Origin of the sequence: Marinomonas mediterranea MMB-1, from assembly GCF_000192865.1 — a bacterium.
GTDB lineage: Bacteria > Pseudomonadota > Gammaproteobacteria > Pseudomonadales > Marinomonadaceae > Marinomonas > Marinomonas mediterranea.
On the sequence record NC_015276.1, the window covers coordinates 2,058,022 to 2,081,206 of the forward strand.

General features: G+C 44.7%; 19 protein-coding genes, 1 other RNA gene and 1 pseudogene. 13 read left to right on the forward strand and 8 right to left on the reverse strand.

Going from position 1 to position 23,185, the window contains the following annotated elements; all coding sequences use genetic code 11:
* Positions 1-124: 124 nt before the first annotated feature.
* Positions 125-340: a DUF1127 domain-containing protein gene (locus tag MARME_RS09465; RefSeq protein ID WP_013661039.1), complete on the reverse strand. Its 216-nt coding sequence runs from the start codon at positions 338-340 to the stop codon at positions 125-127.
* Between the two features lie 687 nt (positions 341-1,027).
* On the opposite strand from MARME_RS09465, the gene MARME_RS09470 reads away from it, so the two are divergent.
* Both MARME_RS09470 and MARME_RS09475 read left to right on the forward strand, forming a co-directional pair.
* A complete protein-coding gene (locus MARME_RS09470) occupies positions 1,028-1,579 on the forward strand; it encodes a YaeQ family protein (RefSeq protein WP_013661041.1) in 552 nt (183 codons plus the stop codon).
* Between the two features lie 241 nt (positions 1,580-1,820).
* Positions 1,821-2,972, forward strand: a complete 1,152-nt coding sequence (locus MARME_RS09475; protein ID WP_083799763.1) for a tRNA-queuosine alpha-mannosyltransferase domain-containing protein — start codon at positions 1,821-1,823, stop codon at positions 2,970-2,972.
* Positions 2,973-3,107: 135 nt separating this feature from the next.
* Here the strand turns inward: MARME_RS09475 and MARME_RS09480 are convergent, their stop codons facing one another.
* The 3 genes from MARME_RS09480 to MARME_RS09490 are packed head-to-tail and all read right to left on the reverse strand — an operon-like array spanning position 3,108 to position 6,728.
* Complete coding sequence (locus MARME_RS09480; protein ID WP_013661042.1) at positions 3,108-3,743, reverse strand: ATP-binding cassette domain-containing protein; 636 nt, start codon at positions 3,741-3,743, stop codon at positions 3,108-3,110.
* Complete coding sequence (locus MARME_RS09485; RefSeq protein ID WP_013661043.1) at positions 3,727-5,529, reverse strand: ABC transporter permease; 1,803 nt, start codon at positions 5,527-5,529, stop codon at positions 3,727-3,729. Before MARME_RS09485 ends, MARME_RS09480 begins: the two co-directional genes overlap by 17 nt.
* A complete protein-coding gene (locus MARME_RS09490; protein WP_013661044.1) occupies positions 5,529-6,728 on the reverse strand; it encodes an ABC transporter substrate-binding protein in 1,200 nt (399 codons plus the stop codon). Before MARME_RS09490 ends, MARME_RS09485 begins: the two co-directional genes overlap by 1 nt.
* Before the next feature lie 285 nt (positions 6,729-7,013).
* Here MARME_RS09490 and MARME_RS09495 point away from each other — a divergent pair, with 285 nt between their 5' ends.
* The 3 genes from MARME_RS09495 to MARME_RS09505 are packed head-to-tail and all read left to right on the forward strand — an operon-like array spanning position 7,014 to position 11,509.
* Positions 7,014-8,198, forward strand: coding sequence for a succinylglutamate desuccinylase/aspartoacylase family protein (locus MARME_RS09495; RefSeq protein ID WP_013661045.1), 1,185 nt, complete (start codon positions 7,014-7,016; stop codon positions 8,196-8,198).
* A gap of 11 nt (positions 8,199-8,209) precedes the next feature.
* The gene (locus tag MARME_RS09500; protein ID WP_013661046.1) at positions 8,210-10,549 is read left to right on the forward strand and encodes an ATP-dependent helicase; all 2,340 of its coding nucleotides are present in this window, start codon (positions 8,210-8,212) and stop codon (positions 10,547-10,549) included.
* A gap of 9 nt (positions 10,550-10,558) precedes the next feature.
* Complete coding sequence (locus MARME_RS09505; protein ID WP_013661047.1) at positions 10,559-11,509, forward strand: isopenicillin N synthase family dioxygenase; 951 nt, start codon at positions 10,559-10,561, stop codon at positions 11,507-11,509.
* Positions 11,510-11,674: 165 nt separating this feature from the next.
* On the opposite strand, the gene MARME_RS09510 is transcribed toward MARME_RS09505, so the two are convergent.
* From MARME_RS09510 to MARME_RS09525, 4 genes are all read right to left on the reverse strand, one after another.
* On the reverse strand, positions 11,675-12,448 hold the full coding sequence (locus MARME_RS09510; RefSeq protein WP_013661048.1) for a class II glutamine amidotransferase: 774 nt from the start codon (positions 12,446-12,448) through the stop codon (positions 11,675-11,677).
* 76 nt (positions 12,449-12,524) lie between these two features.
* Positions 12,525-14,192 (reverse strand): methyl-accepting chemotaxis protein, encoded by a 1,668-nt coding sequence (locus MARME_RS09515; RefSeq protein ID WP_013661049.1) that lies wholly within the window; start codon positions 14,190-14,192, stop codon positions 12,525-12,527.
* 463 nt (positions 14,193-14,655) lie between these two features.
* Positions 14,656-15,060, reverse strand: a complete 405-nt coding sequence (gene hisI / locus MARME_RS09520; RefSeq protein ID WP_013661050.1) for a phosphoribosyl-AMP cyclohydrolase — start codon at positions 15,058-15,060, stop codon at positions 14,656-14,658.
* A gap of 7 nt (positions 15,061-15,067) precedes the next feature.
* Positions 15,068-15,931: a 6-carboxytetrahydropterin synthase gene (locus MARME_RS09525; RefSeq protein WP_013661051.1), complete on the reverse strand. Its 864-nt coding sequence runs from the start codon at positions 15,929-15,931 to the stop codon at positions 15,068-15,070.
* 305 nt (positions 15,932-16,236) lie between these two features.
* Here MARME_RS09525 and ffs point away from each other — a divergent pair.
* The 8 genes and pseudogenes from ffs to MARME_RS09550 all read left to right on the forward strand — a co-directional run bounded on the left by ffs (position 16,237) and on the right by MARME_RS09550 (position 23,136).
* An RNA gene (gene ffs / locus MARME_RS21730) (signal recognition particle sRNA small type) lies at positions 16,237-16,333 on the forward strand.
* Positions 16,334-17,088: 755 nt separating this feature from the next.
* Positions 17,089-18,066, forward strand: a complete 978-nt coding sequence (locus MARME_RS09530) for a DUF1852 domain-containing protein (protein WP_013661052.1) — start codon at positions 17,089-17,091, stop codon at positions 18,064-18,066.
* A gap of 22 nt (positions 18,067-18,088) precedes the next feature.
* Complete coding sequence (locus tag MARME_RS09535) at positions 18,089-19,129, forward strand: methionine synthase (RefSeq protein ID WP_013661053.1); 1,041 nt, start codon at positions 18,089-18,091, stop codon at positions 19,127-19,129.
* A 300-nt stretch (positions 19,130-19,429) separates the two neighbouring features.
* Positions 19,430-20,373: pseudogene (locus MARME_RS09540) on the forward strand (tyramine oxidase subunit B); the annotation flags it as partial.
* Between the two features lie 102 nt (positions 20,374-20,475).
* Complete coding sequence (locus MARME_RS22290) at positions 20,476-20,676, forward strand: RidA family protein (RefSeq protein WP_263053304.1); 201 nt, start codon at positions 20,476-20,478, stop codon at positions 20,674-20,676.
* 6 nt (positions 20,677-20,682) lie between these two features.
* Positions 20,683-21,471 (forward strand): NAD(P)/FAD-dependent oxidoreductase, encoded by a 789-nt coding sequence (locus MARME_RS22465; protein ID WP_223295022.1) that lies wholly within the window; start codon positions 20,683-20,685, stop codon positions 21,469-21,471.
* 164 nt (positions 21,472-21,635) lie between these two features.
* Positions 21,636-21,974, forward strand: a complete 339-nt coding sequence (locus MARME_RS22470) for an NAD(P)/FAD-dependent oxidoreductase (protein WP_223295023.1) — start codon at positions 21,636-21,638, stop codon at positions 21,972-21,974.
* 244 nt (positions 21,975-22,218) lie between these two features.
* Positions 22,219-23,136: an O-acetylserine/cysteine exporter gene (locus tag MARME_RS09550; protein WP_013661054.1), complete on the forward strand. Its 918-nt coding sequence runs from the start codon at positions 22,219-22,221 to the stop codon at positions 23,134-23,136.
* Positions 23,137-23,185 lie beyond the last annotated feature (49 nt).

Genomic DNA, 23,185 nt, shown 5'->3' on the forward strand with positions numbered 1-23,185 from the left:
ATTAGGGAAATGAGTGGTTCGAAAACTAAAACGAGGACATGTTAAGTTGCATTCTTACCATGTCCTGTGTCGCGTCCTTACCTTGATTTCGCGCAATACTGAATCCGTTAGTATTGCGCTTTAGTTAACCATCTAACGGTAAACGGCTTGGCGGTGCTTTAACTGTCTCCAATGTGTCTACTTGGTCATCTGCATTGCCAGACAGAGGTCTGATACGTCCATCTTCGCGGTGAAAGCCGATATCTCTCAAGCTGTGGTTATCAAGATGCTTGAAGGTAGCTTCGTATTGACGACGAACAAAGTATTCTTTTGCTAGGTTAAAAAGGGCGATAATGCTCATAAGTTTCTCCAAAATAGAAGTTTAAACGGAACTTACGAGGTATTTTTATAAAGATAGGTTGACCGCGTAAATTCCGCGATCAATGATGTGGTAATTACACAGACATTAAACGCGTTTTATAAGAAAGTCGATTGGATCGAATTTGCTTAATATACATAGAGACACAATGAATGATGGAAAAGGTGTTTTTCATCTTTGCGTGCCTCCTAATGTCTTGCGTTAATATCGCATCACTTGAGTGGACTCTCACTGAGTGCTCACTATTAGTGAATGCTTCCGTGTAATGTGCTCTGGGAGCACATATATTGAGCAATATTTAGTGCTTTATGTCAACGCCTTATATGAAAATAACGTAAAAAAATTGAATGCTTGATCTAGATCGTTGAAATTATGTGTATCCTATCCTCATTCTGCTTCCTTACTTTTTAAGGAAATAATGTCATTTGTTTGATCTTTGGTGTTGTATTAAAAAACAATGACTTACAATATGCGCTTTATGAAGGCTTGGAACTTGCTTGCTTCGCTTTCACAAGGCATTTTCGATAGATAATAGACGCTGTTCAAGCGTTCTTTTTTAGCAGAACCTTCTAGTTATGCTTCGTAGAATTTTCATGTTGAAGTAGAACTATCACTTTAGAAGTTAACGCTAAGTTAGAGCGCTTAGAACCGCGTCGAGTAAAGGTCCCCATGGCAATTAATTCCACTGTATATAAAGCGTCGATTCAAGTCTCGGACATGGATCGAAATCATTACCAATCTTACGATTTAACGGTTGCATTGCACCCATCTGAGACCATATTGCGGATGATGGTTCGTCTGTTAGTGTTTTCCATGTTGGCAGATGAGAAAGAGGGCGATGAGCAATTGTCGTTCACCAAAGGGATCAGTACGGAAGAAGAGCCTGATTTATGGCAAAAAAACTTCTCTGATGAAGTGCTTCTTTGGGTTGAACTCGGTCAGCCAGACGAGAAACGGATGCGCAAGGCGTGCGGTCGATCTAAGTCGGTTGTTATCGTCAACTATCACGATAAGTCGGAAGTATGGTGGAAGGAAATGAAGAGCAAGTTATCTCGTTTTTCCAACCTTCGTACGCTTTCTCTCAAAGAAGAGCAAGTCACGGCACTGGAAGCGCTGTGCGAAAGAACCATGCAGTTGAATGTGACAGTTCAAGATGGCGAGTTCTGGGTGTCGTCCGACAATGGCAGTTGTACCATTAGACCTGAATGGCGCAGTTTCTAATACTCTGAGACCTTTGTACGATGACTACGCTCTCCAATACAGTGTTAAAAAGAGACTCAAAATGCTCATTTATAACGCATAAACTCCGCTTCTTCGTCTATTTTTGCCTCGTCTTGGCTTTGCTCGTGACTTCGTGCAAAGGTCTCACTCTGTTTATAACATGAAAATTTTGCTTCTCAGTGCCTACCATGCTCAAAGCCACAAGGCTTGGGCGGATACCTTAAAAGATATGCTGCCCTAGGTGGCGTGGTTTGAAGCGACCCTGCCTCCTCATTATTTTTCATGGCGCATAAGAGGGAATGCATTGGGGTTTGCTTTTGAGAGCAAGTTTAAAGAAATCGTATCGCGTCAGTACGATTTGGTCATCGCCACCTCGATGACCGACGTTGTTGGGCTGAAGGCGTTTTTGCCTCAGTTTGCGATGACGCCATGGCTATTGTATTTCCACGAAAATCAATACGATTACCCTGCCAGTCATTTGCAGCAAGGGTTGGTCGAAATGCAAATGGTTACCTTGTATTCCGCGTTAGCGGCCGAAGCGTGTGTTTTTAACAGTGCATACAATCGAGATAGCTTTTTGTCCGGTGTGATGAAGCTGCTAAACAAACTGCCAGATTATACAGGTGAAAACTGCCCTGAAATCTTACGCAATAAGTCGACGGTGATCTCAGTGCCACTCGCTAACGACGTTGTTAATCAGGCTAAAGCTCTCTCGTTGTCTAAACCTAATTGTCATTTAAAGCGTGAACACTCAGGGCATTCTAGCACCAATTGTGTTCCGCATATTATTTGGGCGGCTCGTTGGGAGTATGACAAAGGCCCAGATCGTTTATTGGCCGCACTAAGGGCGTTAAAAAATGCTAACGTCGAATTCAAACTGTCTGTGTTGGGGCAGAGTTTTAGGGATAAACCTGCTGAGTTCGATGTGATCGAAAAAGAATTTGCTCAAGAGCTTTGTCATTTTGGCTTCCTGCCAAGTCGTCAAGATTATCTGACCGTGTTGTCCGAAGGCGATGTTTTTCTTTCCACGGCACTTCATGAATTTCAAGGGTTGAGTGTGTTGGAAGCGGTTGCATTAGGGTGTCTGCCTGTTCTGCCGAATAGGCAAGTGTATCCAGAGTTATTTGGCGGTGCGTATACCTACTCTACGGACACTGATATTGAGGTAGAGGCGAGTCACGTTGTTAGTCACATGCGTTCTGTGATTGGTACGTTTGAAGAATGTCCTGTTGAAGAACACTCTGTTGAAGACCTATCTGTTGAAAGCTTGAATGAGCATCAGTCTCGCTCCACGCGAGAGCAGCAAGCGCTTAGTGTGGATCGTTTTACCAAAGCATCACTGAAACCTTTATACCAAGAACTGATTCAATCTCTATTCAATCTTAATTCGTAATCCATGCTGCGTTTCCAGTTATCAGCTCTCAGTTCCCAGTTGTCAGTTGTCAGTTTTCAATTCGTGGTGTTTGGCTTTCTGTTTTTACCGCCTCTATTGGTGCAACGCCACAACTTAACCGTCATGCTTAAATGATCAACCTGGATGGCTGAGATGAATGATCGCACCGCCCATTGATTCTGCATCTTCGGGGTCATGAGTGACCAAAATCGCAGGAATGCCTGCGTGTTTAACCTTTTCTTTTACAAATGTTCGCGTCGTCGCGCGCAATGTCGCGTCAAGTTTACTAAATGGCTCATCGATCAATAGACACTTCGGTTCAGAAAGAAGTGTTCGCAATAACGCGGCGCGTGCTTGTTGCCCACCTGATAAGGTGTTTGGTAGCGCTTCTTCGTGTCCTTGAAGTTCAAGGTCGTTTATTGCATCCATGACTTTTTGTTTGCGACTTTTCGTCGAATAGTGGCTGGGCACGGCGAAAAGTAAATTTTCTGCAATGGTCATGTGAGGGAAGAGTAGGGGAGATTGCTGCATAAGGCCGACGTCCCGTTTATGAGGCGGTTTACTGACAAGTTCGATGTCGTTTAGCAAAAGCGTGCCGTTAGCCTTAAGCGCTGGCGGTGTGGTGCCACTGATATAAGAGAGCAAACTGGATTTTCCGATTCCTGACGCGCCCATAATGGTCAAGATATCACCTTCGTTTACCTCAAATGATAGGTCGTCGATTAGCTGTCTCTCGCCAGCTTGGAGTGAAAAATTACGTACGACTAACAAATGAACCTCGCAATGCGTTTTTGGTGTTTAGTCGCCATTGAGTCCAGTAAGTAGGAATAATGTGAGCGGCAGCAAACGCGAAAATGGGAAACAATATTTGTACTAATGCAAACACACCGACTTTCTTTCGATCTCCGCTCGTTGCCAGTGCGACGGCTTCTGTTGTGAGGGTTGTGATGCGTCCTTCTCCCGCAATCAAAGTGGGTAAGTATTGCGCCATGCTAACGGAAAAACCAATGGCGAAAGCGGTACAAAGTGGTGCTTTTAGCATGGCCAGTTTGATCGAAAAAAAGTTTCGAGCTGGTCGCTTATTTAGTCGGTTTGCCTCTAATAAATAGGCGTGCTCAAAACTTTGATAAGGTCCAGATAGCGTTAAATAAACATAAGGTAGTACATACAGTAAATGCATGACAATCACCGATAAGTAATGGCCATTAAGATCAAACGAAATAAGCAGGACCTGAATGCCGAATAGAAAACCAATTTGAGGCAGTAAAATAGGTAAATACATAAGTGCCAGTAGCGGCTTTTGACCGTCTTGCTCTGTCGTATGGCGTGTGTTTAGGTTCCGTATTTCTGCTTTCGTTTGCGCTTTTGCAGGTACATGTTTAGTGGCTTGTGTTTGTCTTGTTGCTCTTATGAGCTCCAAAACGAAGATGGATATTGCTAAAGCAATCAGTGTTGAAGAAATGGCGATAATCAATGTTTGGCTGGTTGTCGATGACAAAACAGGCCATGCCCGTTCTAAGTTGGAAAGGCTAAATTGACTCGGAAAAACATCAGGAAAACGCCAGCGCTTCGCGACCGCCCAAATGGGGAGCACCAAGAGTGAAAGAAATGAAATAACAAAAGACCAAGCGCCCAAAAATGCGCCTATAGTCAAAAACAGGTCTGTGAACCCAGAGCGTTTGCCATTGATACGTTCATACCGAACCATTTTTTGAACCAGCGTGCGTGCAAGCTCCCAAACGGCAATGATCGCCAAAATGAGCAGGACCAGCATAATCGCGCCTGCGCTGGCGACGTAACGGTGGGAAAGGTCTGAATCGTTAAACCAGTTTAACAACAACACGGCAAAAGTAGAGGGTGTGTTTGGGCCCACAATAAGTGCCATATCGACGACGGTTAGGCTAAACGACAACACGATAAAAATAGGCAGCCGTATGAGCGGATAAAGCTGAGGTAAAAGTACTTTACGCCACGTGGTTAGTTTCGAATATCCCAAGCTTTGACAAGTTGCTAAGGCTTGAGTAGGGGCGAGTTGATGAAGTGCAGCGGCGATGACAAATAATAAATAAGGCGTTTCTTTTATCACTAACGCAAGGATAAGCGATAACCCATACGGGTCTTGAACAGTGATCCAGTTTGGAGGGCGTACAAAGCCTGTTACATCAGGGCTGACAATTCGAAGCAGCCAGCCGGATGGACTGAGAAGAAAGAGCAAACCGATGGCAATAGAAGCATGTGGAACGGACAGAATAGGCGAGAGTATTCGCTGTAGCCTTTCATACCACGACGTATGATAACTCATCGAGATTAATGAGATAGAAAGCCAGAGCGAAATTATCGTCGCGGTAACACCGGTAAATACGCTTAAAAACAGACTGCTTGATAAGCTTGGCGAACGAAACAGTTGGTACCAATAATCCAATGTCCAATCATGGCTATCTAGGGCAGGAAAATAACCAAAAGCAGGCAGTAAAATACCAAATATGCCGATGATAATAGGCGTTCCTAAGAGGCCTATTATCAACAGGTAAATGGGCGAAAAAAGCGCGCGTCTCATTAATTAGCGTAGCGCTTCTGCCACTCTTTCTCTAATGCGCCCATCCAGCTTGCGTGTGGTTCAGGCAGTGTTTGACCTAACTCTGAAATCGATAAGGTAGCGATGCCTTTTGGCAAGTTATCAAAGCGGCTTTGGTCGTCTGAACTGAGCTTGTCGTATGCTAATACACTCAAATCACCCCATACCGTAGGGTGTTGTTTGTGAGCCTGTGCTTCAGGTGAAAGCAAGTAATTGGCAACGACTTGCGCGCCAGCCGATGACTGACTGTTGTAGGGTATGGCTAAAAAGTGCGTGTTGCCAATCGTGCCATTTTCAAACACATAGGAGCGAACCGTCTCTGGCAAGTTGCCTTTGTCGATTTGAACCGACGCAGCGGAAATATCGAAGCTCAATGCAATGTCGATTTCTTGATCGTCTAACAGACGTATCATTTCTTCTGAATTGTTTGGGAATGAAGATCCGCTTCGCCATGCTACTGGGTGCAATTGGTCAAGGTAGCGCCAAAGAGGTGCAGTGACTTTATCGAAGTCTATGGTCGATACAGGTTGCGACAAAGTTTTTCGGTAAGGTGTTAATTCGTACAGCGCTTGTTTCAAAAACGTCGAACCTAAAAACTGAGGCGGTCTGGGGTAGGTAATACGGCCAGGGTGCTTTTCAGCGTATTCGAGTAATGCTTGCGTGCTGTTTGGTGGCGTGGATAGAGTGGCGGTATCGTACATAAAGATAACTTGCGCCATTCCCCATGGTGCTTCCATTCCATCAACGCTTGTGCCGAAATCGAGCGTTAGACTTTGGCGTGCATTGGGGTCTACATAGGCCTTGTAATTAGGGAGGGACTCCGAGAAGGGGCCGAATAGCAAACCTTTGCTCTTCATCGAGCGGAAGTTTTCGCCATTGATCCAAATAAGGTCAATCGATCCGTTGTTATTTTTATGAGCTGCTTTTTCAGCGATGACGCGATTTACGGCGTTGGCGGTATCAGTCAGTTTGACGTGTTTCAAATGGACATCGTATTTGTCTTCGATGTTTTTGGCTGCCCATTGAATGTAAGCATTGATGTTGTCTGAACCACCCCAAGCGTTAAAGTAAACCGTTTCGCCTTTAGCGTCAGCGACCGTCTCTTGCCAATCAGCATAAGCTGAACTTCCGGAAAGAAAAAGGGCACCACTGAGCGTGGCTGCGGCGATGGTTTTAAGCATGTTGATCTCCTGAAAAGTAAAAATTCCTAAGTTAGACGTAACGACGATTTAAATTATTACAATCTTGTACTGATAATTTGAATTTAAATCCGTAATAAAAAATCGCGTTATCATGAACTTGCACTGATTTTAGCGTAATATTCTGCCATATAAAGTACACGTTTTAATGAAGTTTTTAGTGCGATGTCGTTCGCCTTGATGGCGTCCTGATTTACATGCAGATTTTGTATGCAATTTATAGCGCTGAACATCATGCGAAACTAGTCGTTCCTTAGACGAGGTCTTATGGCTTATCAGATATACTCACACACCTTGCCAAGTGCCACTCCCGGTACTCAGCGAGCAATTAAAGTGCATCATTTTGGCGAACGTGGAGCACGACCTAAAGTCTATCTCCAAGCTGGACTTCATGCGGATGAATGGCCGGGTTTTTTGGTACTTAATGAGTTGCTTAAAAAGCTCAAACAGGTCGATGAAGAAGGCCTGATCAAAGGTGAAATTGTCGTTGTTCCCGTTGCTAACCCTATTGGCTTATCGCAAAACTTTCATTGTTACATTCCAGGGCGCTTTGCTTTTTCCGAAGGCGGTGGCAATTTTAATCGCAATTGGCCTCAGCTGGGTGAGAGCGTGGAAAAGCGAGTTCGCTCAACCATTTCTCAAGATCAAGAGGAAAACATACGTTTAGTTCGTGCGGCCATCAAAGACGAGTTGATTCAGCTGGGAGAGCAAACAGAGTTACAAGGTCTAAAGAAAACCCTCTTGGCGTTGTCGATGGATGCGGACGAAGTGCTTGATCTACATTGTTCAGGGGAAGCGTGCATGCACGCGTATGTCGCCCAAGAATTTGAAGAGCATTTCAGACCTTTGCTCAATCTTATCGGCGCCAAGGTGGCCTTGTCAGAGTTAGAGACGGGCGCTCACTCATTTGATGAAACGAACGTCAGTGTTTGGCGGCATTTAAAAGCGCATTTTGCACACTTGGTGCCTTGGGGAGCGCGTTCCTTGACGCTAGAATTACGAGGCGAGAACGACATATCAAAAGCGTATGCCGAGCAAGATGCGCAAGCCTTGTATGATTACTTTGTTTTGAGGGATGTGGTTGAGACTGAGACGGGCGAAAACAAAGACACCGTCTTGTTAAACGATACTTTGGAGAAGGATCACAAAGACAGTGTGGTTTATTATCCGCTTGATGCGATGGATTTGGTGAAGGCGCCATGCGCTGGAATCGTCTGTTATGAGAAAAACATTGGAGACAATGTTGAGGCAGGAGAGGTGATCGGCGACGTTGTCAGTTTAACGGACGATGATGTCGATCAATCGTCTTATCCTTTGGTTGCCCGTACGAATGGCGTTCTTTTTGCCCGATTGCAGCGCCGTCTTGTGATTAGAGGTGAGTCCATTGCCAAAATAGCAGGTAAAGAACACCTCGCCTATCGTGAGGTAGGTCACTTATTTGAAGATAAATAATTAGATAATTCATGATAGATAATGAGATGACAGCAGCGCTTGGTTTTACGACAGAGCAAAGTGCTGTTGTAGAGCATAACTTGTCAGGGCACGCTAAGGTCGTCGCTGTGGCGGGAGCGGGAAAAACCTCAACGCTTATAGAGCGGATAAAAGCACTCTTGCTAAAAGGTGTGCGTCCAGAGCAGATTGGCGTGTTTATGTTTAATAAAAGCGCGCAAGAAGAGTTCTCCTCTCGCATGTACGCTCAACTAAACGGCGTTATGGAATCTGCTCGATTGCCCGATGTTATGACGTTTCACAGTTTTGGTATGCGTTTGTGCAATCGATTAGAGCGAAAAGGAGTCTTATCACAAGCAAAGCTTGTTACGGATGAGTTCTCTTTCGTCAAATTGATTCGAGAGGCGCGCAATAATCTAATACGTCAGGGTGAGGAGATCACACTTCAAGATGAGCGTGATTGGTTGGAAGACGCGCTTCTTTATTTCGACTATGTAAAGGCCTCAGTAGAAAGCGAGGATGTCGTCTACGAAAACCTAAAGTGGTCTGCCGATCGACGCTTCTTCCCTAAGCTTTTTATCGAAGTCGAAAAATTAAGGAAGCGTTCTAACATCCGGTTTTTCAGCGACCTTCTCAAAGATCCCTATGATGCGATATCCAGGATGGACGTGGAGCAAATAGCCTATGTGAGGCAGTTGGTTCCAGGCTATCAATACTTATTGATCGACGAGTTTCAAGACATTAACCCCTGCCAGTTTGAATTGCTGAAGGGGTTCTATAAAGAGTCCGCACAATGGATGATTGTCGGTGACACCCAGCAGTGTATCTACGAGTGGCGAGGCGCGAGCCCCGACATTATGCAAACCCAGTTTGATCAAGAGTTTCCGTCGGTTGCAACCTACAAACTGTCGCAGAGTTTTCGTTATGGTCACGCAATTGGTCTTATGGCCAGTGGCGTTATTTCCGAAAATGGCGACGACACTCTAGTGATTGGTAGGGGAACTGGCACCGAAGTCGGCTTCGCGAAATCGCCGTTAGTTGGTAAGTCCGCGTTAACCGAATTGAAAGACTGGTACGAAAAGGGCAATAAGCTTGAAGATTGTGCCATCTTAGTGCGTCTTTACAGTGATATGGTGCCATTGCAATTGGCGCTTATGCATAAGCAGATACCTTATCAATTACATGGTGATTCACCGCTCTGGGAGAATCGTCAAATTCGGATGCTTATGTCGTATCTTGCAGTGATGGCGGGTGGCCTTGAAGATCAAAGCGTGTTTTTTTCATTAAACGACGTTGAGTATCTGCTAAGTGTGCCAGCATTGGCGGGAGCGTATCAGCAGAAACAAGCGTTGATTACTAAGGCGAAACAGGCGCCCCATCTCATTCCGCAGTTGATCGAGCAACTTGCTTCCGAGCAAGAAGGCTGGAGAGCGAAAAAACTGCAAGAGCGTGCTGATTGGCTAAGAATGCTACCCACTTTTGCCAAGAGTCCTGCTGACGGTTTGAAATCCACCATCGAAAAGCTGGGGATTTATCGCTATTTCGAAAGCACCAGTAGCAAAGACATTCAAGCGCAAGAAAAAATGGAAACCTGTGAAGCGTTTATCGCCTATGTAAAAGGGGTTGGATCTAATGCTGGTTCGATTCTTGCTGCGTTAACGTCGCTTTGTCACGCTGGCAACCAAACAAAGGGCTATGACTCTGGAGCGTCACAGGCTTCTCAAGCGAATGGCGGTGTTCACCTGATGACGATTCACAAATCCAAAGGTTTGGAATTTGATCTGGTTATGTTGCCCGGTTTACGAGAAGGGCGGTTTCCATACTATGAAGAGGATGTGAGCGATATTGATCTTCAAGCCAAAAAGAATATGCAGGCTGAGCGTCGCTTGTTCTACGTTGCGATTACGCGAGCAAGACGTCGATTGGTTATTTTAGAAAGTCCTGATGCAAAGGAAACAACAACGTTAACGGCGGGCAATAAGCCCACAAAATATGCGCAGCGATCGCTGTCGAGATTTGTGTTTGAATCTCGGCCTGGAACGGCTGGCGTGTTGTGTCGACATTGGGGTGAAGAGCTTTCTGAGCCAATTACGTCTGATCAATCTGATATGTTTGAGGCGTATCTTGCGAAGATCGATGGCGCGCCTGTTGTTACTTTTTTAAAGCCAAAGCGTTCAGAATTGGATGTGCTTCAAGCTGGCGATAAAGTAAAGCATGATCAGTATGGGGAAGGTGTTGTTGTCAGGCAAGAGCAAAGTGCAAAGCGAATGATATATGTAGATTTTGCGGAAGCAGGTCTCAAAAGATTTAACCCAAAGCATACTAAGCTCGTAAAAGTTGCATCGCGAGCTTAAGGAGAAGAAATGAGCATTCCATTAATTAATTTAGAAAATCTTATCAGCGAAGACCTAAGTGCTCGCCAAGCTGAAATGGCCTTATTGGATAAGGCATGTCGTGAAATCGGATTTTTCTATCTCGTCAATACCGGAATCCCACAATCGCTCATTAACAAAATGATGACGACCGCAAAGAACTTTTTTGCAAAGCCGCTTGAAGAAAAGCTCAAAATTGACATAAAAAACAGCCCTAACCACCGAGGCTACGGTGGAATTGGTGAAGAGCAGTTGGATGAAGTGAATAAGGCCGACTGGAAAGAGACCTTTGACATGGCGTTGGATATCCCGAGCGATAATCCGCTGGTGGCAAAGTACCCAAGTATGTATGGGCCAAATCAAAATTCTAGCGACCCTGAAGTGGTGGAAGCGCTGCAAGAGTATTATGTTGCAGCGTTCGAAGTGTCGCAAAAGCTGCTGACGGCAATGGCGCAGACACTAAAGCTTGAAGGTGACTTTTTTTCTAAGTGTTTTAAAACGCATGTGACTGTGTTACGCATGATTCATTATCCGCCTAGACCAGAGCAATCTCATGACAATGGAGCTGGCGCACATACGGATTACGGTTGTGTCACCTTGTTGTTGCAAGATCAAACAGGCGGGTTACAGGTAAAACATCGTAATGGTGAGTGGGTGGATGCAACGCCGATAGAAGGAGCGTTAGTGGTCAATATCGGGGACTTAATGCAGCGCTGGACGAACGATCAGTATGTCTCTACGGCACACCGTGTTAAGGCTTCAGATCCAGGAATTCACCGTTACTCCATTCCTTTCTTTGTTGAGCCCGATTACGAGACTGAGGTTGCGTGTGTTCCAACTTGTGCATCAGAAGAGATGCCCGCGAAATACGAATCTGTTTTGGCAGGAGATTGGATTCAGTCGCGCTTTGATGCCACTTATGACTACCGTGATTCAGAATAAAGTAAATTAGATATTTTTATTACTTTATTGCTGTTTTCTCTAAAAAGTGTTGTGTCATAAAAAAAGCCCTATCAGCAGAGTTAGGATTCGCTGATAGGGCTTTTTAAATTCTGAATGCCGTACTCGCTTTGTTGTTAGACGCTTTTTGTCTAGCGAGACTTTAGGCTAGATCTCGACATTTAACTCTGTGCGTTGATAACCAAGACCGTCGATTTTTATCAGACTCGATGGTGGAATTAGTTCCCAGCCGTCGCCCGATAGCTCTAAAGGCTCAGAGCCAATTACTAAATGGTTATCGAAGTTTTTAATGTAGAGGGAAGGGGCTTGTTCATCGCTTGAATAGCGTACTGCCCACATGTCTTTGCCATTAGAAAACACACTTGTGAATCTCAATGGTTCTTCAATGTTCTTCTCTATCATCATATTGCGAATCTGCGTGAGCGTTTTCTCAACTGCGCCTTCAGGGTTCGACTCTAGTCCATTGCTAAGAAGTAGTAAAAAGATGGCCTCTGAGTCGGTCGCACCACGTCTGTGCCCGTATAAATGTTCAGGAATAGCTCGATCGAGCATCCATTTTAGTTCGTCGTACTCACCGATTTGGCCGTTATGCATAAAGAGCCATTCTTTGTAAGCGAAAGGATGACAGTTGGAGCGGTTTGTCGACGTGCCTGTCGAAGCGCGTACATGCGCAAAGAATAGAGGACTTTTTATGTGTCGAGCGAGACTTTTAAGGTTGCAGTCGCTCCAAGCGGGTAGGATCTCATGATAGAGGCCAGGCTCTTCACGTTCGTCATACCAACCAAGGCCGAAACCATCGGCATTGACGGTCACTTCCGACTTTCTTGCGCTTAAACTTTGGTGGATCAAAGAGTGGTCGGGCTCAAATAATAAACTTTCTAAATAGACGGATTGTCCTTTGTAGGCCATCCAGCGACACATAGGGTTTCCTTAGGTGGGATTTAATGGAATAAGGATATATTAATTGGAGATATACCCCTAGTGTGCCTGAATTTGCTTAAACTTTAAAGTAGCTGATACGTTGGTTTAACTGCTGTGCTAAATGCGCAAGTTGTTCGGAGCTGTTGCTAACAGAGTGCATCGAGTCTGTTGTACGGTCCGCTATGTCCGTTATGTTCTCAACATTACGTCGTACTTCTGCCGTGACACTGGCTTGCTCTTCTGCTGTTGCTGAGATTCGGTCATTCATATCGCGAATGCGTGCTACCGAAGAGTTGATGTTAGTAAGTGAACCCTCTTCATGTTTAACTTGCTCTACAGCGGTCACTGAGCGCTTATAACTGCTGCGCATAGCATTGACCGCAGAGGTCGTGCCGTTTTGCAGCTGAGCGATCATCTGTTCGATTTGCTGTGTGGCGTTTTGAGTGTTTTGCGCGAGCTGACGTACTTCATCCGCAACGACGGCGAAGCCTCGGCCTTGCTCACCCGCACGAGCCGCTTCGATTGCTGCATTTAGTGCAAGCAGGTTTGTCTGTTCAGCAATGCCAAGAATGACGTTAAGAATGTTGCTTATCTCACTGGTGTTTTCTTGCAAGGTATTGATGGTTTGTGTCGAATTTGACAACTCTTCCGCCAGCCCTTCGATAGTGGAGATTGTTTCATTAACAATGCGTACACCTTCGGTCGTTGCTGATTCTGCAATATGTGCTGCATCACTTGCTTCGGCTGTTGACTCCGAAACGTGCACTGCTGTCGACTGGATCTCATGAACCGCATTTGATATTAAGTTTGTTTCGTCCTTTTGCTGTTCAACCATCTTAGTGGAGTTGTCAGTAATATTGTTCAACTCTTCCGCTGCTTTGGTAAGCAATTGGCTTGAATCAGAGACCTCATGCAAAATAACGCTTAACTGGCTGACCAGTTTGTCCATTGCGGTTTCAAGTGTGCCGATTTCATCTTTACGTTTGGTAGGGGTTGTCGATTCATTAAGTTCCCCAGATGCGATTTCTTCTGCTCGCTTAACGGCGCGTGCTAGAGGTGAGGAAATGCCGTTTGCGATTAGTACGCCAATAATAATGCCGAGCACAGTGATTGCTCCTGCAATACTTGCGGAGCCGATAATGGCGGTATCTAGCGCTTCGTTTTCTTCCTGTGCAACGGCCGCATTGTATTGATCAATAAGTACAATAATGGACTCCATTTGCACATTCACGGATTCCAGTGCAGCGTCGGCTTTTCGACGAGCCTTGTTGGCTTGCAAGGTTTTTAGTTTCACCCACCAGCTGTACGTCTCCGTGCTGGCAGTAAGGAATTCCGTTTGAAGTGTTTCTAAAACATCGATTTGTTCCAGTAGTGCAGATGATTCGGGTGTGACGGGCATGTTATCAAGAGTCAGCTTGATTGCATTTAGGCTTTGTATTAGCTCTTCCGTGTAGGCTTTGAAATTGTCTTCCGACTCCTTTATAAGCTCGGTGCCATAGCCACCCATGGATTTGGCAATGGATACTTGGAAAAAGCCTCTTTCAAACTCAACAGACTGCTTTAATAGAAGTTGGCGGCTCTTTTCGAGGTTCTTAACCAAATCCAAGCTTTGGGTATTAAGCTGTTGCAACTCAGTGGAAACGTCTTTTCCAGAAATTGCATAGCTGGTGTTCAATCCAATGATAACGACTGAAAATAGCGCAACCAATAAAAGGATTTTTTGCTTTACTGACAAACTAAACATACGGCTTCCTAATTACTTATCTTGGTAACGTTATGTATTCTATGTGCACTTAATGTGCATTATTTCGATAATACTAGGTTAAATAGAATACAAAAGCGATAGTAAATCGGCTGTTTTTTTAAATTAAGAAAGCGAAGTGGTCTGATAAAATTAAAGAAATAAGGTAATTATCCTTTAATGGCTCGAATTATCAGATTATTTAAGATGATATTAAGTGGAAGTGACGAAAAACACAAACTTTGACCAGTTGTTTACAAATTAGTAACAAAAGTCGATTGGCGTGTTTTTATAAAGTGGGTGAGAAACGTGTGCTGAAAAGGGTTCGGAAAAATGCTTGAATAGTTTCTTAATGTGGAAAGTAGTTTCTTGATGCGTAGAGTAGTTCGGCTTAACATCGTCCTTATACTTAATAAGGACGATGTTAACGAAGAGTAGGTATCTTGAGAGGTATTCTAAAAAGAGTTTAAAGTGGCGCGCTTTTAATAACGACCTTATCGCCATCGACTTCAAAGAAAAAGCAGTCGCGACGGTTTGTATGGCATGCAGGGCCAAGTTGATCCACCTGTAGCAAGATAGCATCGCCGTCACAATCAAAAGACATGCCGACAAGACGTTGGCGATGGCCTGAGCTTTCTCCTTTTCGCCAATAGGTTTGACGTGAACGGGACCAATAGCATACTTGCCCCGTTTCGAGAGACTCTAAAATGGACTTCTCGTTCATATAAGCCAGCATGAGCACTTCTTTCGTGTCATATTGCTGAGCAATAGCAGCGACCAAGCCGTGCTCATCTGTCTTTAAATTTTTGAGTACCGTTTTTAATTCTAATGCGCTGCCTTTTTCTAAATCTTCAAATTCTTTTAGACTCATGATGTTCTCATCGATTAATGCTTTTAACGGAAATAGCGCCTTTTCCAATGCCCTCAAAGGCATGGACTTCTATTTGATCGCCCGGGTTTTCATGAGCGAGGACTTCAGCAACGTGCTCAGACAACGATTCTACCGTTGTGTCACAATCAAGCATATAGACTCGATCACTGCGGGTTTTTAGCTCAAATTTGCCTTGCATACTGACATAGGCAAAATGATGGTGGCGCTTTCCGTTGTTTTCTATGATGCCAAGTAAATCTTCGTTCGTTCCTAGGTAGATGTCTTCCCAGCGTTTCGCCCAATCTTGTTCTAAAGACGAATCTCTGTCGCCATTGCGGTAAATCTCAATAGTAGAGCGATGACCGTGAGCAATACGTTGGCAGTTTCCGCCGTGTTTTTTCAAACCGTGGGTATACTGATATTCAGAGCCGTCTATATTCTCTTTATAGAAGCGTACCTTGACGGACTCAATATCGGCCGGTAGTAAATCGACAATTTGAGTTTCTACCCATTGGGCAACTTGATCAGGTGTAATGCGCTCGAACGGAAGAGAGCAATACGCTTGTTCTGGTGCTTCGCATTCGAACGTGTAGCCGTCTTCCTGTTCAAATAGATAATGAAGTCGTCCATCTTCCATCGCGCGCAGCGTGGATTTTGCATGGCTCATGGGAAGGGCAAGGGTGTGATCAATATTATCGTCCAGCCACTTCTTTATCTGCTTCTTTACGATACTAAAGTCGCAAATCATACTTTCATCATTTAAACCGCCATCCAGAATTACATCTGTGTGCCAGCTTTCACCCAATACGCCTTGTTCAGGACAAAAATAGGAAAGGTCAACATGGGTAAGATTCTTAACAAACAGCTTCATCCAAATACTCCTCAGGAAAAAGTTTGCGCTCATTCTACGCGAACCGTTAATACATACCAATTCATTTAATGCGAATCGTTTGCAGTCTAATACGTCCTTATAGAACGACTGGACGACAGCTTCCTTAAAGAGTGAATAAATCCTCTTGCTCTCGATCTACTCCTAGGCGCCTCTTCTTAGTGTATCTAGGCAACGTGACGAGTCTATTCTAACCCTTTGAAAAACTTATAAAGCTTAGTTGCTATTTTAGATTTTTGGCGTATAATCTCGCGCCAAGGTCACAGAGACCTCCTCTATGGTATCTCTGCTGGTCCCCTCGCAACAATACACCGTGAATCTGGTCAGGTCCGGAAGGAAGCAGCCACAGCGGTCGACTTGTGTGCCGAGGTGCGGCTGGTAGAGGTGCCACCTAAATTTCTTTTTGCCTTCCTAATATAAATTACCATTCTCAGCGATCTTAATAAGTCTATATCTAACTATTTTTTTGTGTTTTTGATATTTAGGGCTAATCGACCGTATCTTGATGCGTTTATACTGTCTTTATCGTTGTCCTCATGAAATCGTTTTTTTACTAAAAAGCCTAAGCTTCTCCTATCTCATGTATTAAACATTGCACTTAACCAGTTTACGAAAAACTTGGGTTCTTACTGAAATTTGCCGATTCTAAGCGTATGGTGCTGAAACAGGTATCGCTCGATGCAACAATTCAGTATGTACTGGTTGTCGTTTTCCATCTGCAAGGGCTGCCGGTGTACAGCTCTGCACCAGTGACAGACACGAGGGAAGGTGGCGTCACTTTTTTGAATATATCGTCGATAGCAAAGTCTAAGCGAGCCAACGGCGACTTAGTGTAACTTTGTGGCGAACCTGTCTAGCATTCATACTAGATCTATAAATGTCATTTAGATGAAGGCTTTCGCGACTATTCTCGAAAATGACTTTAGTTTTCTAACCTTTCTTAGTTTTTCGGGTTCTTTCCAATTGTCTGTATGCGCGTTTCAGGTCGCTTGCATGCTATTGTATTAATTGAATTCATGTTTGTGTGACTTAGTATTAGTTTTGTTCATTGTTGTGTCGCGGTATAAATAGCTCAATGCGTTTTTAGAAGAGCGCTAGGGACATTAACGTATTTTATCTCTAACAATGGAATTAAGACGATGAGCAACGATTTTACATTTACGATTGGGCGCACCCGTTTCGACGAAACGTATTGCCCGTCTGACAATACGCGTATTACGACGAATTTTGCTAATTTAGCCCGTGGGGAAAAGCGTGAGGAAAATCTACGCAACGCGCTTCGTATGATGGACAGTCGTTTTAATACGCTTGCACATTGGGATAACCCTAACGGAGATCGCTATTCGTTGGAGCTGGAAATCATATCGGTTAGTACCGACATAGCAGGCAGCGGACAGAGTTTTCCAACCATCGAGATATTGAAAACCGATATTGCCGATCATAAAACGAATGAACGCATAGAGGGCATTGTAGGAAATAACTTCTCCTCTTATGTACGAGATTATGATTTTAGCGTGTTGCTGTTAGAGCACAATAAAGACCTTACTCAGTTTAGTATTCCGGATAACTTCGGAGATCTACACGGTAAATTGTTTAAATATTTCGTTAACTCCGACCTATTTGCTCAGCAGTTTCATAAAAGGCCTGTCATCTGTCTTAGCGTATCGGATAGCAAAATATATCGACGAACGGAAAATCAGCACCCTGTATTGGGTTACGAATACGAGCCGAATGAGCCCTCTCTAACAGAGCAATACTTTATGAAAATGGGGTTGGAAGTGCGCTATTTTATGCCGCCTCATAGCGTAGCGCCGTTAGCGTTCTATTTTTTTGGCGACTTGCTGAATGACTACTCAAATCTTGAGCTGATTAGCACTATCAGCACGATGGAGACTTTTCAAAAGATTTATCGTCCCGAAATTTACAACGCCAATGCCGTTGCGGGTCAGTGTTATCGACCCAGTTTAAAGCATCAAGATCACTCAGTTACTCAAATTGTGTACGATCGAGAAGAGCGCAGCTCACTGGCGATCGAACAGGGGAGGTTTGCTGAGGCGCATTTTATAAAGCCGTTTCGAACCGTTCTTGAACAATGGTCCGCAGCCAACTCACAGTGATGAATAAACAGAAGGATTGATGATGAAAAAATTATTACCGATTTCCACGGCTGGAAGTCTACCTAAGCCGTCTTGGCTTGCTCAGCCTGAAACACTTTGGTCGCCTTGGAAATTACAAGGGGATGAGCTAAAACATGGCAAGCAAGATGCGCTAAGAGTGTCATTGCAGGAACAGCAGCTCGCAGGCGTGGATATTGTCAGCGATGGCGAACAAACACGCCAACATTTTGTTACTACCTTTATTGAGCATCTTGATGGTGTGGATTTTGAGAAGCGTAAAACGGTTCGTATTCGTGACCGTTACGAAGCAAGTGTTCCGACTGTTGTGGGTGCGGTTAGCCGCCAGAAATCAGTGTTCGTTGAAGATGCCAAATTCCTGCGCCAGCAAACGACACAGCCTATAAAGTGGGCACTTCCCGGACCAATGACAATGATCGACACACTCTACGATGATCATTATAAGAGTCGAGAACAGCTTGCATGGGAATTCGCTAAGATTCTCAACCAAGAAGCCAAAGAATTAGAAGCGGCTGGCGTTGATATCATTCAATTTGATGAGCCTGCTTTTAACGTCTTTTTCGACGAAGTTAATGAGTGGGGGATCGCCGCTCTTGAAAGAGCCATTGAAGGTCTTAAATGCGAAACGGTGGTTCATATCTGTTACGGCTATGGCATTAAAGCCAACACGGATTGGAAAAAGACATTAGGCACGCAGTGGCGGCAGTATGAAGAAGTCTTTCCTAAGTTGCAGCAGTCGAATATCGACATTGTCTCATTGGAATGTCACAACTCTCGGGTTCCTATTGAATTGCTGGCGCTGATACGTGGTAAAAAAGTCATGGTCGGCGCCATCGACGTTGCGACCGATACGATTGAGTCGCCAGAAGAAGTCGCAACGACGCTACGAAAAGCACTGGAATATGTGGATGCGGATAAGCTTTACCCCTGTACTAATTGTGGCATGGCACCGTTATCACGGGAGGTTGCCAGCGGCAAACTAAAAGCACTAAATGCCGGCGCGGAACTTGTGAGGCGTGAGCTTAGCTGTGGTGGTTCCGATTGATTAGCTTTTTATATAGCCGTTTTACCTCCCTGTAATGTGTCATCTGTTGCAATCAATTGCACAATGATGGCGCAAATATTCAATACCTTGTTGCCCACCTTCTTTAGGATCTAATTCATCGCAGGTGTTCTCGTTTTGTTTTTATTGAACTTAGTCGCTTAGTTTTTATTGGACTTGCTCCCTTTGTTTTTTTATTGACGAGAACACCGCATTCGAAGAAACGAATACGAAAATATATAAGAAGGTGCTTCCATGTCACACGACATTAAAATTGATTTTATTTACCTTTCTGAGCCAGACATGATTAAGGCTGGCGTTACCGATATGCCGGGCTGCGTTGATGCAATGGAAGAGATGTTCGCCTTGTTGCACACGAGCGACTATCGAATGGCTGGACCAAACAGCGATTCTCACGGTGCGATGATTACTTTCCCTGAAGAGTCTCCTTTTCCTACGATGCCAAAGCCGACTGCTGACCATCGTCTCATGGCAATGCCTGCTTATCTTGGTGGTGATTTCCAAACTTGTGGTGTGAAGTGGTACGGATCTAACATTGCGAACCGTGAAAAAGGTTTGCCTCGCTCGATCCTTATGATGATTCTTAATGACGTGGATACAGGCGCTCCGCTCGCTTACATGTCAGCAAACCTACTTTCTGCTTACCGTACTGGTGCTATTCCAGGTGTAGGTGCACGTCATCTAGCGCGTAAAGATTTAAAAGTTGTTGGTCTTTTAGGCCCTGGTGTTATGGGTAAAACAGCTGTCGCTGCCTTCATCGCAGCATGCCCGCTGATCGATACTGTCAAAGTGAAAGGTCGTAACCAGAAAAGCATCGACGACTTCATTTCTTGGGCAAACGCAAACTATCCTCAAATCACGACAATCGAAGTGGTTGATACGATTGAAGAGGTTGTACGTGGTTGTGACATCGTTACTTACTGTAACTCAGATGAAACAGGTGACCCATCTAAGTACCCTCTTGTTAAGCGTGAGTGGGTTAAGCTAGGCGCTTATCTTGCGATTGCAGCCTAGATGATGAAATGGAAAAAGGTGATGTTCGTAAAGTACTTGATAACACAGGTCTATACGAAGCATGGTACGAAGAAGTGCCAAAACCTGCTCACAACCATATTCCTCTTCCTGGTGTTCGTTTCATGGATATGGTTGAAGAAGGTCTTATCACGAAAGACGACCTTGAAGACCTTGGTGCTATCGTCGGTGGTGATACGAAAGGCCGTCAAAATGACGAAGAAATCATCATCTTGTCTGTCGGTGGTATGCCAGTAAAAGACGTGGCATGGGAAAGCGCTTTGGAAGCGGTAGGCTCAAGCCTTGCTGATGTTGTGATGTCTCGTGTTTTCATTCAAAACGCGGCCGACACTCACCAAGTAATGGAATACGTGGGTTCTAAGTTCAAAGGTATCGATCCTGCAACGACTGTAACGTGTCCGCCACTGGGTTCAACTGTCTACAAAGTTGAGCTTGAAGTCACGGCATACCGCGGTGCAGCAATGGCGGAAGTAGAGAATATTTCTACTGCGCAATAAACGACTATGACAAAATTGTTGGAAAGAATTGCAACTCAAGATGAATTGCCAGATTCAACCTCGGTAGTGGTTATCGGTGGTGGCATTGTTGGTGTGACTGCGGCGTTAACATTAGCGGAACGCGGTATTCCCGTTGTATTGATCGAGAAAGGGCATATTGCCTGCGAGCAGTCTTCTCGTAACCTTGGGTGGGTGCGTAAAACCAGTCGCCACGCAGCAGATGTGCCTTTGGCTCAAGCGGCAGATCGTCTTTGGGCTGAAATGCCTGAGCGAGTAGGGAAGGATGTTGGCTACAAGCAATGTGGCATTATGTTTCTGAGTAATTCTGATGCTCAAATGGGGGTGTATGATCGATGGATTAAATCTGTTGATTCGTTAGACCTTGGCTCAAAGCTACTTAGTCAAAAAGAAATTGATCAGCTGGTTCCGGGTGGATCAGGTGGTTGGAAAGGTGGGATCTACACACCTTCTGACGGTAAAGCAGAACCTGCATTGGCGGCAGCGGCTATTGCAAAAGCAGCGATGGCTAAAGGCGCTAAAATTGTTCAAAACTGCGCAGTGCGGACGATCGAGACCTCGGCTGGTAAAGTCAGCAGCGTGGTCACTGAAAAAGGTGAAATTCGCTGTGATCAAGTATTGCTAGCGGGTGGCGTATGGTCACGACGTTTCCTTGGTAATATGGGGATTGCGTTTCCTACATTGCCGTTAGTTTGTTCCGTGCTTAGTACTAAGCCGATGGACGGGCCAACGGACATCGCGGTTGGCGGACCTGACCTTTCATTCCGTAAACACTAAGACGGCGGCTACATTATTACACAACGTAGTGCCTTAGATGCTCACATAACGCCCGATCACTTTTTAATTTGCGCGAAATACCGAGAGCCTCTGAAGCATGAGCGAGGCGTGCTACGCGTCAAGTTTGGTAAAGAGCTCTTCAAGAAACTTGGGATAGCAAGACGTTGGGGCCTAATGGTACTGCGCCTTATGAGCGTCATCGCATCAACGATCCAAGTGCAACCCCTGACTTAAACAACGAGGCGATGGAAAACCTGAGAAAGGCATGGCCGATGTTTGAGAAAGCGGAGCTTGACGAAGCATGGGCGGGGATATTGGAAGTGACGCCGGACTCAAATCCAGTTATCGATAATATTTCTAGCTTACCAGGCTTTACCATCGCGACTGGTTTTTCCGGTCACGGATTTGGTACGGGTCCTGCGGCGGGACAACTTGCGGCTGATATCGTCACAAACGATACGCCACTGGTTGATCCTCATCCGTATCGCTTTGGACGTTTCTAAGTAACCAAACGGGTCGATAGCGTTTTATTAGAAGGCTGTTGCTTTAAAAGCAATGGCCTTTTTTTGTTTCTGGTTCTGAAATGAGCCCCCGTTCTACAATTAGCTGTATTACCCTAAATAAAGGCGTGATTTCTATCTCTGTGCAGCACTTTATATAATGTCCTTTTTAACCCTATTAGGTTCCCTTATCTCCACTTGCTGATCTGTTTATGCTGACGTTAATTCTATTGTAAAGGTGAACGAAATGGGGACTAAGGACAGCTTGTTAGGTCTAGTGGTAATCTTTGCTTGGGGGCTCAATTTTGTGATCCTAGCCATTGGCTTGGAAGACGTACCACCCTTATTTTTAGGGGCTATTCGGTTTCTTTTGGTTGCAGCTATTGGTAGTCTCTTTGTGAGAATGCCGAAAATGCCGATACGTTGGTGGGTATTGTATGCTTTACCAATTGGCTTTTTACAGTTTGCATTTTTATTTGTTTCCATGGTAAATGGAATGCCGTCTGGACTTGCATCATTAGTGCTTCAAGCTCAGGCTCTATTTACCATGCTCATTGCTATTATCCTTTTAAAAGAGCAGATAAAGCTTTATCAAGTTGTTGCGATTACGTCTGCAGTTTGTGGACTTGGTTTAATCGCAATGGAAGCGGAAGGTGCTGATGTAGGCGGCATGTCTTTAATCGGCTTTGTGCTAACGCTCTTTGCTGCGTTAAGTTGGGCGTTTGGTAACATTAGTGCGCGAACCATCAGTAATTTAGGTTATAAAGCGGATCTAAGTTTGGTTGTCTGGAGTTCTTGGATACCGCCCATTCCATTTTTGATCATGTCGTTCATGGTTGAAGGGAAAGACGTCATGATTCGTTCAATCATGAACATAGGTTGGCCTGCAATTGGTGCAATTGCTTATGTTGTCCTCATTGCAACGATTGTCGGTTACAGCGTTTGGGGCTATTTAATCAGTCGGCATCCAGCAAGCCAAGTCGCTCCGTTGACCTTAGGCGTGCCCGTAGTTGGTCTGACGGCATCGACCTTGCTATTTGACGAGGTATTAGCGCCGTATCAATGGGTAGGCGTTGTCTTGGTGTTGTGCGGGCTGCTCTTCAACGCGTTTGGTGCGAAACTGATAGAGAGCATCAAAAATGTTAAACGGTGCGCAGTTGAATAGTGGTTAGGTGTCGCAAGTTAGCACATTAGAAGAACGAATCTACGAGTAA